This window comes from Alphaproteobacteria bacterium, from assembly GCA_004295055.1.
GTDB lineage: Bacteria > Pseudomonadota > Alphaproteobacteria > SHNJ01 > SHNJ01 > SHNJ01.
This window is the reverse complement of sequence record SHNJ01000007.1, coordinates 165,546-178,614: the sequence shown is the minus strand read 5'-3', so window position 1 is coordinate 178,614 and position 13,069 is coordinate 165,546. Positions and strand designations below refer to the sequence as shown.

Here is a 13,069-nt window from a genome sequence, read left to right as displayed (position 1 = left end):
AATTGGTTGTATATTTTATATCGATGCAATCATATTGCACCGATTTTTTGGAAAAGCAATAGGTTCGGAAAATCTTAATAGAAAATATTTTTTAGATAAAAACTCGCTGCCGATACAACCAAGAATATGATTGGGCGATGTGGTTGTTAGGCGAAATGAACAAATGGCGGTAAATTCTTATTGTCCGCCCCGCATCCTGTTGCGGTGGGACTATTTCTTCGGCTTGCTGCGCGAATAGGCCCGTACATGTTCTTTCCCGCCTTCGCGATCATAAGCACGCACCCGCACGTCGCCGCCTGCATTCGGCGCGTTGTCGTTAGTGGCATTGCCATTAGCCGCATCACGTTGGCGTTTACGGAACAAAGCCGAAGCATATTCCCCTGTTCGCATATCCCCGAATTTCTTGCCGGTTTTCGGATCTATCTCATCCGCCGCAGGAACATTCGGATCAGGTTGATTACGTTTAGATTCATCTTCGCGGAATTGGGCGCGGAGTTCTTCTTCAATCGTAGCATCAGATTCCGTTACATACGGCTGAAATCCCGGCGGCGTACCATATGGATTATTATGATAGGGGTCGTTAAAATCAATATTTGGCCAATTCATATGTTCAATTGGCATTGGAACGCCTTTTTTAGATTCTTCCACATTATCTGAAATATCGTATTTAGGATTCCCTCCCCAATTACTATTTCCTTGCCCATCTTTTTCCGGATACCAGGTTGCGAAATCCCCTCCCGGACGAGAGCTCCCATCTCTATTTTTGCTTTCAATGATTTTTTGTCTTACGGCTTTAATAGTTTGCTCTCTAGTCCAATTTTCTTTCCGTGCAATTTTGCCAATCTCTATACCAATTTTATTGTTGTGACGATCCATGGCACTTTCTTCTGCGGTATTACCACTAATAATTTCTCCCGCTTCTCCTGCCACACTAGTAGGCAGTTCGCCATATATTCTGGTTGCTTCAGCTGCGCCAAGCATATGGCGATAAGCGTCCGCCGGACCGCGCTTACGCCCTGGCAACTGTGAATCCACCGCTTCTCTTTCCGCAAATTTATGAATTGCGCGAGCTCTTATAATTTCTCTAGCTAGAAAAAACATGGTTGCGCTCCTTTATGTTGTTAAACTGCTTTATTTCTTTTGAAAAACCGGACTCAGCAATTTCAGGCAATATCCCAAAAACATAAGGCACAGGGTCAATGCCGCGAAGGCAACGGCGAATAAAAGAAATATTTTATAATACGGCAGTCCGGCATAGGAAGTTTCGCCATAATTGTTCCGGACATATATTTCGGGGATAGCGCCCTGTGGTCCAACAGTAATTTGGGCTTCAATACTGCCGACATCATAACGGCTTAGATCAATCTGTTTTTCATAATTCCGTCCCACTATTTGAATATGCATAATTAGCGGCGCAGATAATGCATTGAGAGATTCGAAGCTATAACATGTGCTATCGCCAGCCTTTAAATTGGCATTCGGATTTTTATATAAAACATCGTTTTTATTGCGAAATTCAACCGATTTTATCGGTTTATCGCCGGCATTGCGTACGCAAATACTATGATCATGAACACTGTTCTGCACCGTGAAGATGCGCGGTGAAATATGATACAATCCAAACAAAAGGGCGAAGATGCAGCTGGATGCAATTAAGTATTTCAATGCTTTATTAGAAAATATTCCCATATTCCCGCCACATTTAATTGGTTGTATATTTTATGTCGATGCAATCATATTGCACCGATCTTTTGGAAAAGCAATAGGTTCGGAAAATCTTAATAGAAAATATTTTTTAGATAAAAACTCGCGGCCGATACCAGCCAAGAATATGATTGGGCGATGTGGTTGTTAGGCGAAATGAATAAATGGCGGTAATGAATTCCTCCCCCCCCAACTAGGGGGAGGATAGATTAACTTAACGAGCGTAGCGAGTTTAGTTGATCTTGGTAGGAGGGGGAAAGGCTGCAAACACCGAATCCCCCACCCAAGCTCCGCTAATTCGCTTACGCGAATAAGCTGCGCTATCCCTCCCCTAGTTGGGGGAGGGTAAAATTAGGATAACAGTAATTGGATTTAATTGGCAAACGCGATATCCAACCGCTTGCTTTCCTTGGAATCCGGGATCATTTGCTGCTCCTGGCGATAGGCTTCGGCCAGTTTGTGCGTGCTGATTTTCAACATCGCGCGCAATTTGCCGACCGGCTGGTCAAGATATTGTTGAAAGTCGAATTTATGCAAATCGCGGCAATCGCTGCCGCGCGCGAATTCCAATCCCAAATTGAAAATCGCGATCTGCCGCGCTTTCAGGCGGTAAATTTTCGGATATAAATATTGCGCGCAAAACCGGAACAACGCCGGTTCCCAGAATTTCATTTTCCGGTCCGCGCCCATGGTGAACCCAAGTACGAAGGCCTCGTCCTGGGCCAGCAATCCGCGGCCCAGCAATACATGCACGCAATCATGCCTGTCCAAATCGATCGCGCCAGACAGCGCCAATGGGCTGGATGGACGTTCCAGCAATCGGATCAACCAATGTATTTCAGTAGAATCGTTACCCGGCAAGGTTTCCAAAACCTGCCGCATGGTCAGATGATCGTTATGCAATCCGCAGGACCAATCCCGCCAAGAAACTTTATCCGCCATATCAACACCCTGTTACCCCTATATTTTACCGCTTGGCTGGTTACGGAGTGGTTAACGCGCCCGGTTTCAGGGCTATAAAAGCCTATTACCCTTGTTTTCTTAATGGGGATTTTCTATTGCTTTTGCCTGGCCAGCCGTATAAAAATCTTGCCTGGGCAACGGAAAAAACAGCAATGCACGGAAATACAACAGAATTTATCGACAGCACCCAACATATTTGGAGACCTCAGGAACGGGGCCTGACAGCCCTTTGGCAAGACGTGTTGGACCGCCTGGATCGAAAAACCACAGGCCGCGTGGATTGTGAAAATGAATGCGTCCTGCTTTATGAAATGTGCTACCGGATGCCACATTCTATGCCAGAGCATTTATATTCAGATCTTATAAGATTCGAAGACAGGATCCGCAGATCCATGCCGCCAGGCAATGCCGATACTTTGCAGGAAATTATTATCGGATTGGCCGAACGGCATCCTGAACAACTGGATGGTCCGGCGGTACATTACGTCGTCAAATGCCTTATCGATACGATCCATGAACGGTGGCAATCCCATCGGCCGGAAATAACACTCGACATCAGAAGATTGGCAAACGCCGCCCTTACCGCCGTCGCCCGTTGTTCCGATCAAAGCTTAAGAAGCGCGATCCGATCCAACCAGACCGTATTTCAAGAATTTGCCTATCATCCTTATTCCATGGCAATAACAACCGACCGGATATGCGGAATGATGGGCATGAAAAGTCAGGAGCGTTCGGTTTTTTCACCCGCAACACTAGAGCGATCTTTTAGTATATTAGCGGATCAAACAGCAAAACTGCGCCAACATGGTTTTACAGGCCAAATAATCGAAAATATTATGCAGGCCATAGACAGCATTGATATTGCATTTCGTTTGATGCCTCACTTGGCCACCGAAAAAAATATAGAAGCTCTTCATACGGTTGAGAAAGCCATAAAAATTCGGGGCAATGGCCCAACCGATATAACCAATGCGATTGCCGCGGTTACATTGGCCGCCTTGGAACGAGATCCACGGCGCATAAACCCGGAATCGCTTAAATATCTGGCCTTATATTATGCCACGGACCCGGACAACCCGCAAAAACCGGACAATTTCTTTCTGAAAGACGCGGATCGGATAGAAAATACGCTGGCCGCAGCCATGATTTACGGCAATCCAGCTTCAACGGCCGAACTGGCGCTTCAAATGGCCGAGAAAATAAAACATATAGTCGATGCAGAGAAAATCCGCCCCTCGCGGCAAAATTGCATGGCGTTGCGGTTTGCAGTAATCAATATGGCGGTTCTGGCCCATCCCGATGCGCCCGTAAATCAAGGACAATCATTGTACGAAGCATTAGCCGCCGATACGCAATTGCACGAGGCTTTTGAAATGTTAGATCCAGGGGTTGTAAGGACACTGGAAGTCGATTTGAACCGGTTAAAAGACGTATTTTCTACGCCTGTCCGCCCGGTCGTCATTGGCGGCCGCCACCGTACCCCGCCTACGATCCCCCACCCCGGCAGGCACAGGTTTCCGGCTAGAACTTAATTCTATTCTTGCACTGCAAAAAGCGCTTTTTTATGGGTTGGAAATTTCAGTGTATGACGCGCAAGCCTAATTGGCTAGGCGTATCAAAATCCTTGTAAAACAATATCCACAGAATTGAATCGAATTCGAAATTCATACCCAGATTTTTTATAAAACTGTCATGCGATGGTCATTTTCGCGTGGAAAATTTTTTTGCACTGCATATAAATTGAATCACCCCCTAACCCTCTTTCCCCGGAGCGTCCTGATGTCCAATCCCAAAAAAGCAATGCAACTGATTAAAGAACACGACGTGAAATTCGTCGATCTGCGTTTTACCGACACGCGCGGCAAATGGCACCATGTGTCGATGTCCACGCAAGTCGTCGACGATGCTTTTTTCAAAGATGGAATTCAGTTCGACGGATCCAGCATCGCCGGATGGAAAGCGATCAATGAATCCGACATGACGTTATTGCCGGATGTGAATACCGCCGTTATGGATGTATTCGCCGCGCAGCCGACCCTAATCATCAATTGCGATGTCGAAGAACCATCCAGCGGCAAGGCGTATAGCCGTTGTCCGCGATCCGTCGCCAAGCGCGCCGAAGCCTATATCCAAAAATCCGGCGTCGCCGATAACGCCTATTTTGGCCCGGAAATCGAATTTTTTGTGTTCGATGACGTGCGCTTTACCGTCGGCATGAACAAAATTTCCCATCAAATCGATTCCGAGGAAGGCCCATATAATTCCGATCGCGATTACGCATCCGAAGGCCGTGGCATAGGCAATTTGGGCCACCGCCCCGGCGTTAAGGGAGGATATTTTCCGTGCGGTCCGGTCGATGCAACACAGGACCTGCGTTCGGAAATGTTGTTGAACCTCGCCGCGCTGGGCGTGCCAATTGAAAAACATCATCACGAAGTCGCGCCATCGCAGCATGAATTGGGCATTAAATTTTCAACATTGGTGCAAAGCGCGGATAACGTGCAATTGTACAAATACGCCGTGCACAATACCGCCGTCGCTTATGGCAAGTCGGCGTGCTTTATGCCGAAACCGATCAAAGGCGACAATGGTTCGGGCATGCATGTGCATCAATCGCTATGGAAGAAAAACAAGCCATTATTTGCCGGAAATAAATATGCCGAATTGTCGGATCTGGCATTGTACTACATTGGCGGCATTATCAAACACGCCCGGGCGATCAACGCGTTCACCAACCCAACCACCAATTCATACAAACGCCTGATCCCTGGATTCGAGGCGCCGGTATTGCTCGCCTACTCCGCGCGCAACCGTTCCGCTTCTTGCCGGATTCCATATTCGGTTGGCGAGAAATCCAAACGGGTCGAAGTACGCTTCCCAGATCCTGGCTGCAACCCATATCTCGGCTTCGCCGCGATGTTGATGGCGGGTATGGATGGCATCAAAAACAAAATCCATCCGGGCAAAGCCATGGATATGGATTTATATCATCTGCCCCCAGCGGAATTGGCCAAGGTGCCGACCGTTTGCGGATCTTTGCGTGATGCATTAAGCGCGTTGGATAAAGACCGGAAATTCCTAACCCAAGGCGGCGTATTCAGCGATGATTTGATCGATGCCTATATTGAATTGCGCATGTCCGAAGTATACGATTTGGAACACACACCACACCCAATTGAATTTTTAAATTACTATTCGATTTAATATTCTAAATTATAATAATTTAATTAGCATTTAAATTACAATATAAAAAGCTTTGATATAACTATCAAAGCTTTTTTCTTGACTTTTGTCATAATTCTCCGTAATTTATAGCCATAAAAGAAATTATACTTAAAAATAAATCAAGGGAGTGTACCAATGACCACATCGACAAGCGTATCAAATACCGGCACAGATCAAGGCACTTCGCAGCCCATCAATAATCCGTGGAATGCAAGTAACGAACAAGTGGCCTTGCGCTTAGCACATTATAAGCAAAGACTGGAAACCACCCCCTTAAATGGCCTGCCGAGTGCCGATCAAAAGGAATTGGATCGTCTAGTAGAATTTACAACGATTGCTACTGCGCCTATTGGTTCCAGGTTTGACCACTTTACCCCGCAAACAGCTGCTGTGGTTTTCGAATATTTTAATGGACTAGATACAAAAGGCAAATTGGATGGCGTGTCGTCTGCCAAGGCTCAACAGCTGACTGGCGATGCCACCATCAGCCTAATCAATTTAAGGCGCCAGAAAGCTTACTAATAGGCTAGCCAAAACTACATCTTTATGATGGGTTTCGGCCGTCGGTCCGCGCCGATGGAAACGTATGTAAACCGGCCTACAGTAATTTTAAAATATTCGTGGCTAGTGCGGCGCCGCGCCCAGGCCTCGACCCGCACGGTGATCGACGTATTGCCAATCTTTTCAACCAAAGAATAGCAACTGACTTCATCGCCGACATAGGCCGGCAAATGAAATTCCATAGCGTCGACTGCGACAGTCACAACAGGACCTTTGGAAACTTCGATCGCCTTGTTTGCGCCGGCCAAATCCATCATCGACATCATCCATCCACCGAACATATCGCCATTGGGATTGGTATCCGCCGGCATCGCAATCGTGCGTAACGAAGGGTTATTCGGAAAATCTGGATTATCGCTGGGTTCGGACATAAACACACCTGAAAGAAAATCAAAGTAATTTTCTTTTACATTTTTCCAGGCGCTACTGACAAGAAAAATATAATTTCCTTGCAGGATATGATGGTTTGTTATAGATTGATTTCATCATAACAAAAAATAACAACATTATACGGCGAGATGTACAAGCACAATAAATTATACTCTACCTGGGATTACGAACACGCGGATACAGCCAATCCGAAATCGGCGGCCTGCGAAATATTATGCTACTTACTATCTAATCGAACAGAGTTGAAAGATAATCCCAATACCTGCCAACAAGTGTTTATCGATCTAAAAACCTATCTTCTGCACCAGTCTAAGCGGAAGGATTCAAAAATCTGCCGGTTGATGCGTCCGGTAGTGGAAGATATTTTTAAAACTCCCATTACCGTAAAAAATGTATCCGCATTTCTAGATACCTGCACCGGCCTTTTTGCACTTCTGGCGATAACTGACAGCAATCAATCGCAACAAATACTGGATCCAAAGTTTAAGTTGGATCACCCAGCAGGCCATCAGATAGGATTAGACGATAATGAATATCGTGTCATGATGGCACAGATGGTGCGAATGGCGCCACCTTCTTATCTTCGGGAATTTTATGAACTGGCGCGGAAAAGTCTAAAGCATAAATGTATTTCCAGCCATTATGCCTGGTTCCATAACGAGGTAGTGCTAGATATTTACCGCCGACTAGAAATAGATCCCAAACGCCCCGCGATGGTTTGTCCTAAGGCTGAACGAAAAATGGATATCGAAGTCGGCTTAACACAGCTTGAAATGGGCGAAAAAACACTCGAACGCCAGATAGAATATGAGGATCGAGCAGAAGAAATCCAGGCTGAAACCAACAAGCGATTAGACGCATTGTGGAAAAGATTGGATACAAGTGGCAAAGAATGTTGTGCAAAATTAACAGCCATTGCTACAACCATTAAACCCGTTCCTGTCCATCCCGTTAGACCTAATCCCTCTCAGTCAGGAATTATAGGGCGCATTGACGGGCCAGGCGATCTGTTGCTCTATCTCATTGCTGGGGAAAAAGTTCTTGCCTACAGCAAGTAGCATTTTTCTTGCATTCCTGGTATCTGTACCTTTAAATAATTTTTTACCAATCCCGTATTGAACCTATGTCCAAATCCGCTACCGTGAAAAAAGATAATTCTTACTCCGCCAAAGATATCGAAGTCCTTGAAGGGCTGGAACCGGTTCGCCGCCGCCCAGGGATGTATATTGGCGGCACCGATGAAACAGCAATGCACCATCTGGTCGCCGAGGTGCTGGACAACGCCATGGACGAAGCCGTTGCCGGTCATGCCAGCAAAATCGGCATATCGCTGGGCAAGGATAATACCGTAACTATATGGGATAATGGGCGTGGTATCCCAGTCGATCCCCATCCTAAATTTCCAAAAAAATCCGCGCTGGAAGTTATTCTGACCACGCTGCATTCCGGTGGTAAATTTTCAAATAAAGTTTATGAAACATCCGGCGGCTTGCACGGCGTCGGCGTTTCCGTCGTTAATGCACTGACCGAACATCTGAAGGTCGAAGTTTTTCGCGACAAAACCACATATACTCAGGAATTTTCCCAAGGTCATGCCAAAGGCAAATTGACCAAGGGCGGGTCGACCACACGTAAAGGCACACAAATCACCTTCCAACCCGATCCGGAAATTTTCGGGCATAAAGCAGAATTCCGCCCGGCGCGCCTATATCAAATGGCGCGCAGCAAGGCATATTTATTCAAAGGCGTTACGATTGAATGGCAATGCGACGCGGCTTTATTAAAAGGCGACGCGACACCAGCCAAAGATGTTTTGCATTTCCCGAATGGTCTGGCTGATTCATTAGCGGCAGAAATTCAAGAACGCCCCTGCTACACCGCCAAATATTTCGCCGATGAAGTCGAAATGAAGGCTGACAAGGTGCGTATCAATTGGGCTATTACTTGGCCGCGCGACGAAGAAGGATTTTTGCGGTCTTACTGCAACACTATTCCAACCGCCCAAGGCGGCACGCATGAATCTGGCCTGCGTACGGCATTGCTGCGCGGTTTGAAATCCTATGGCGAGTTGATTGGCAATAAAAAGGCCGCCGATATTACCGGCGACGATGTCATCAACGGCGCGGCGATTATTCTGTCGGTATTTATCCCAAATCCGCATTTCCAAGGCCAGACCAAGGAAAAACTGGTTACGACCGAGGCGCAAAAATGGGTTGAAAACACCGTCAAAGACCGGTTCGATTTATGGTTGTCGTCCGATCCGGCATCGGCTGGATTATTGCTGGACCGCGCGATTGAAAAGGTTGAAGAACGCCGCAGAGCAAAAGAGGAACAACAACTAAAACGCCAATCGGCAACCCGCAAATTGCGCTTGCCTGGCAAATTGACCGATTGCTCATTGGACGCCGCCAAAGGCACCGAAATCTTTTTGGTCGAAGGCGATTCGGCCGGCGGTTCCGCCAAGCAGGCGCGGGACCGCACTACCCAGGCGATTCTGCCGCTGCGCGGTAAAATTTTGAACGTCGCCAACGCATCCGCGGATAAATTGGCCGGCAATCAAGAGATCAAAGATATTTTATTGGCGCTGGGTTGCGGTGCAGGCAAAGATTTAAAAATAGAACGGTTGCGGTACGAACGTATCATCATTATGACCGATGCGGACGTGGACGGTGCGCACATCGCCGCCCTGTTGCTGACATTCTTTTACAAGGAAATGCCGGAACTGATTGTCAAAGGCCATGTGTATTTAGCCGTTCCGCCGCTGTTCCGCATTGCGCAAGGCGATAAGACATTATATGCGCGGGACGATAAGCACCGCGATGAATTGCTGAAACAATTCCGCGGCAAGCCAGAAGTAAACCGGTTCAAAGGTCTAGGTGAAATGCCGGCGAAATTTCTAAAAGAAACCACCATGGACCCGCGCCATCGCACTTTGTTGCGCGTGGCAATCCCCGATAAATACGATCCAAAGAAATATTCCGAAGCCAAGGAAGTCGAAAATCTGGTCGAACGCCTGATGGGCAAAAAACCGGAACTACGCCTTGCCTTCATCCAGGAAAACGCCCCCAAAGTGGCGGAGTTGGATATTTAATTTGATTGATGGCTTGGTTTTTCTGGATCAAGGGCCAACTCTACTTCTATCGACCCCGCGTTCTTAAACACTAAAGTCACCGGCAAGGTCTCGCCTTTTGGCATCGGCTTTTTTACGCCGTAAAACACTATACGCCAGCCGGATTTCGGCTGCATACCGATCGGCGTGCCTTTTAACAGTGCAATTTCATTGGCGAATACGGCTTGTGGGCTGCCGGTTTCACCGGTTCCGCGCAGATCCAGGAATTTGGCTTGGGCGAACCAATCGCTTTTAACCTCGATCAAATAATCGGTTTTCTCGCCGGTATTATATAACGGCATATAGGCGGCAACTTCCGCATTATCGGCAGCCTCCGGACCGGTGCTATGCAATTCCTGCATCCAGGCATGTCCGATTTTGATCTTGCCCAATTGATAACTATGCGCGTGTGCAATTTGAGCAACCAATAAAATTGCCGCAAAAATTAAGAAATATTTTTTCATTATACTGCCCCTTTTGATTTTAACGACGCGATTTGGGCCGCATCGTATCCCAATACATCTTTCAATACTTGATCTGTATCCGCGCCTAAATGCGGCGGCGGCGTACCCGCACCAATATCGACACCGCTCATCCTTACCGGTGTGCGTATTTGCGGCACGCCCTTTAATTCCAATTGCGTACCTCGGTGCTTCACTTGCGGTTCCTGAAATACCTGGCCTAAATCGTTAATCGGCCCACCCGGAATATTTTCCGTCTCTAGAATTTTGATCCATTCCGCCGTGGTTTTTTGGTGCATCAATACGCCAATGCTGCCCACCACATCATTCCGATTGCGCACCCGCGCCTCGTTAGTGGCAAAATACGGACTTTCAATCCATTCAGGCTTACCGCAGGCCTTGGCAAATCTTGCGAATTGATCGTCATTGCCGATAGCCAAAATCACATGGCCGTCCTTGGTCGCAAAAGCCTGATAAGGAACTATGTTCGGATGCGCATTGCCAAGACGCTGCGGCACTTTGCCGGAGACTAGGTAATTCAACGCCTGATTGGCCATCATCGCAACGCCAACATCCAGCAAGGCCATATCGATATGGGTTCCTTTGTCCGTATTTTGCCGCGCAAACAGCGCCGATAAAATCGCGCTGGATGCATACATGCCGGTCATGACATCCACCAACGCCACGCCATCTTTCATCGGCATGCCGGCGGGTTCGCCCGTTACGCTCATCAATCCGCACATGCCCTGGATCATGAAATCATAACCGGCTTTTTGCGCCATTGGTCCATCCTGGCCAAAACCGGTAATGGAACAGTAAATAATTTTTGAATTTATTTTCTTGACCGATTCGTAATCAAGGCCATATTTTTTCAATCCGCCAACCTTATAATTTTCAATCAGCACATCCGATTTCGCCGCCAGATCCTGAACAATCTTTTTACCTTCCGCCGTAGAAATATCCACCGTAATGGATTTTTTTCCACGGTTGCAGGAAATATAATATGCGGACAAGCCTCCGCTATCCGTTTTAAAATAAGGCGGCCCCCAGGCGCGAGTATCATCGCCTTCCCCCGGTTTTTCAATTTTGATGACTTCGGCGCCAAGATCAGCCAGCAATTGCGTACACCATGGCCCCGCCAGCACGCGGGAAAGATCGAGAACACGGATATTTCTTAAAGGAGTATCGGTCATTTAAAACGCCGCGATCCCGGTAATCGCCCGGCCAAGAATCAACGCATGCACATCATGCGTGCCTTCGTACGTATTGACCGATTCCAAATTCACCACATGGCGGATCACGTGATATTCGTCGGCAACGCCATTGCCGCCATGCATATCGCGCGCGACACGGGCAATATCCAGCGCCTTGCCGCAATTATTGCGTTTCATCAGGCTGATTGATTCTGGCGGTAAAATACCTTCGTCTTTTAATCGTCCAATACGTAACACGCCTTGTAACCCAAGCGTGATTTCGGTTTGCATATCGGCCAATTTTTTCTGAATCAACTGATTGGCGGCCAAGGGGCGGTTGAATTGTTTGCGATCCAACGTGTAACGCCGAGCCGCATGGAAACAAAACTCCGCCGCGCCAAGCACGCCCCAGGCAATACCATATCGTGCATTGTTCAAACATCCGAAAGGGCCTTTTAATCCCCTTACATTCGGTAATAAATTTTCTTCAGGCACAAATACGCTGTCCATGACGATCTCGCCGGTTTCCGACGCGCGCAGGGACATTTTGCCTTCGATCTTTGGCGCGGATAGGCCTTTCATGCCTTTTTCCAAAATAAATCCCATAATTTCATTGTTCTCAGCGGTGTTCTTCGCCCAAACGATGAATACATCCGCGATCGGCGAATTGGTAATCCACATTTTCGCACCGGTCAGCAGATAACCGCCATCAACTTTGTCCGCCCGTGTAATCATACTGCCTGGATCGGACCCATGATTCGGTTCCGTCAGGCCGAAACAACCGACAAGTTCTCCGGTCGCCAAGCGCGGTAAATATTTTTTACGTTGTTCTTCGGTGCCATAGGCATGGATCGGATGCATCACCAACGATGATTGCACCGACATCGCGGAACGATAACCGGAATCGACACGTTCCACTTCGCGCGCGATCAGACCATAACAAACCGAATTGACCCCGGCGCAGCCGTAACCTTCGATGGTGGAGCCCAGAAAACCCATTTCACCCATTTCGTTCATAATGGCGCGATCAAATTTCTCATGGCGAAAACCCATTAACACACGCGGCATCAATTTATCCTGGCAGAAAGCCCGTGCCTGTTCCATGACCAGACGTTCTTCGTCGGTCAATTGTGCTTCAAATAAAAACGGATCCTCCCAGTTAAAAGCCGGTTTGCTGGAAGATTTTTTGGATGATAATGCGGGAGCGCCCATAGGATACCTCGTATTTCAGGCAATATACCTGAAGTTCCAATAGTTTACATATAGAAACCTTGATTTTAACCATTTTTTTTGTTAGAAATATTGCCTAGAAGAGAGGCTGCAATGGGCAATCAAACCAATAAAAACATCAAAGACCGACTGTCATTTTTCGGCGAAGTCCGCTCGACCGAAGATATGCAGCGAGCAGTCGAATCCTATACCCCAATTGTGGTGGATTTATCGAAACTGGAAAAAAACCAGAT

12 protein-coding genes are annotated in these 13,069 nt (G+C 47.3%); 5 read left to right on the top strand and 7 right to left on the bottom strand.

The genetic code is table 11. From position 1 onward, the window contains the following. Positions 1-210: 210 nt before the first annotated feature. The 3 genes from EYC62_01845 to EYC62_01835 all read right to left on the bottom strand — a co-directional run bounded on the left by EYC62_01845 (position 211) and on the right by EYC62_01835 (position 2,646). Positions 211-1,101, bottom strand: a complete 891-nt coding sequence (locus EYC62_01845; protein TAH37652.1) for a hypothetical protein — start codon at positions 1,099-1,101, stop codon at positions 211-213. A gap of 30 nt (positions 1,102-1,131) precedes the next feature. Next, positions 1,132-1,689 carry a hypothetical protein gene (locus EYC62_01840; GenBank protein TAH37651.1) on the bottom strand — a complete coding sequence of 186 codons (558 nt, stop codon included), beginning with the start codon at positions 1,687-1,689 and terminating at the stop codon, positions 1,132-1,134. 387 nt (positions 1,690-2,076) lie between these two features. After that, positions 2,077-2,646: a hypothetical protein gene (locus EYC62_01835; protein ID TAH37650.1), complete on the bottom strand. Its 570-nt coding sequence runs from the start codon at positions 2,644-2,646 to the stop codon at positions 2,077-2,079. 173 nt (positions 2,647-2,819) lie between these two features. Between EYC62_01835 and EYC62_01830 the strand changes: the two genes are divergently transcribed. The 3 genes from EYC62_01830 (at position 2,820) to EYC62_01820 (ending at position 6,414) form a co-directional block, all read left to right on the top strand. Next, positions 2,820-4,199, top strand: a complete 1,380-nt coding sequence (locus tag EYC62_01830; GenBank protein TAH37649.1) for a hypothetical protein — start codon at positions 2,820-2,822, stop codon at positions 4,197-4,199. 247 nt (positions 4,200-4,446) lie between these two features. Further along, positions 4,447-5,871 carry a type I glutamate--ammonia ligase gene (gene glnA, locus EYC62_01825; protein TAH37648.1) on the top strand — a complete coding sequence of 475 codons (1,425 nt, stop codon included), beginning with the start codon at positions 4,447-4,449 and terminating at the stop codon, positions 5,869-5,871. A 156-nt stretch (positions 5,872-6,027) separates the two neighbouring features. Further along, positions 6,028-6,414 (top strand): hypothetical protein, encoded by a 387-nt coding sequence (locus EYC62_01820; protein ID TAH37647.1) that lies wholly within the window; start codon positions 6,028-6,030, stop codon positions 6,412-6,414. Between the two features lie 14 nt (positions 6,415-6,428). On the opposite strand, the gene EYC62_01815 is transcribed toward EYC62_01820, so the two are convergent. After that, positions 6,429-6,824, bottom strand: coding sequence for an acyl-CoA thioesterase (locus tag EYC62_01815; GenBank protein TAH37646.1), 396 nt, complete (start codon positions 6,822-6,824; stop codon positions 6,429-6,431). A gap of 261 nt (positions 6,825-7,085) precedes the next feature. Between EYC62_01815 and EYC62_01810 the strand changes: the two genes are divergently transcribed. Next, positions 7,086-7,901 carry a hypothetical protein gene (locus EYC62_01810; GenBank protein ID TAH37645.1) on the top strand — a complete coding sequence of 272 codons (816 nt, stop codon included), beginning with the start codon at positions 7,086-7,088 and terminating at the stop codon, positions 7,899-7,901. A gap of 65 nt (positions 7,902-7,966) precedes the next feature. Further along, positions 7,967-9,934 carry a DNA topoisomerase IV subunit B gene (gene parE, locus EYC62_01805; protein ID TAH37644.1) on the top strand — a complete coding sequence of 656 codons (1,968 nt, stop codon included), beginning with the start codon at positions 7,967-7,969 and terminating at the stop codon, positions 9,932-9,934. Here the strand turns inward: parE and EYC62_01800 are convergent. The 3 genes from EYC62_01800 to EYC62_01790 are packed head-to-tail and all read right to left on the bottom strand — an operon-like array spanning position 9,931 to position 12,818. Continuing rightward, positions 9,931-10,416, bottom strand: a complete 486-nt coding sequence (locus EYC62_01800; GenBank protein ID TAH37643.1) for a copper chaperone PCu(A)C — start codon at positions 10,414-10,416, stop codon at positions 9,931-9,933. The genes parE and EYC62_01800 overlap by 4 nt on opposite strands. Beyond that, entirely contained in the window at positions 10,416-11,606 is a 1,191-nt protein-coding gene (locus EYC62_01795; protein ID TAH37642.1) for a CoA transferase, read from the bottom strand. The genes EYC62_01800 and EYC62_01795 overlap by 1 nt, the downstream gene beginning before the upstream one ends. Continuing rightward, on the bottom strand, positions 11,607-12,818 hold the full coding sequence (locus EYC62_01790) for an acyl-CoA dehydrogenase (protein ID TAH37641.1): 1,212 nt from the start codon (positions 12,816-12,818) through the stop codon (positions 11,607-11,609). Positions 12,819-13,069: the final 251 nt, after the last annotated feature.

What these genes read in the sequence shown, in the direction of transcription:
- EYC62_01845 (TAH37652.1), bottom strand. Translation starts at nt 1,101, where the DNA reads ATGTTTTTTCTAGCTAGAGAAATTATAAGAGCTCGCGCAATTCATAAA.
- EYC62_01840 (TAH37651.1), bottom strand. Translation starts at nt 1,689, where the DNA reads ATGGGAATATTTTCTAATAAAGCATTGAAATACTTAATTGCATCCAGC.
- EYC62_01835 (TAH37650.1), bottom strand. Translation starts at nt 2,646, where the DNA reads ATGGCGGATAAAGTTTCTTGGCGGGATTGGTCCTGCGGATTGCATAAC.
- EYC62_01830 (TAH37649.1), top strand. Translation starts at nt 2,820, where the DNA reads ATGCACGGAAATACAACAGAATTTATCGACAGCACCCAACATATTTGG.
- glnA (TAH37648.1), top strand. Translation starts at nt 4,447, where the DNA reads ATGTCCAATCCCAAAAAAGCAATGCAACTGATTAAAGAACACGACGTG.
- EYC62_01820 (TAH37647.1), top strand. Translation starts at nt 6,028, where the DNA reads ATGACCACATCGACAAGCGTATCAAATACCGGCACAGATCAAGGCACT.
- EYC62_01815 (TAH37646.1), bottom strand. Translation starts at nt 6,824, where the DNA reads ATGTCCGAACCCAGCGATAATCCAGATTTTCCGAATAACCCTTCGTTA.
- parE (TAH37644.1), top strand. Translation starts at nt 7,967, where the DNA reads ATGTCCAAATCCGCTACCGTGAAAAAAGATAATTCTTACTCCGCCAAA.
- EYC62_01800 (TAH37643.1), bottom strand. Translation starts at nt 10,416, where the DNA reads ATGAAAAAATATTTCTTAATTTTTGCGGCAATTTTATTGGTTGCTCAA.
- EYC62_01795 (TAH37642.1), bottom strand. Translation starts at nt 11,606, where the DNA reads ATGACCGATACTCCTTTAAGAAATATCCGTGTTCTCGATCTTTCCCGC.
- EYC62_01790 (TAH37641.1), bottom strand. Translation starts at nt 12,818, where the DNA reads ATGGGCGCTCCCGCATTATCATCCAAAAAATCTTCCAGCAAACCGGCT.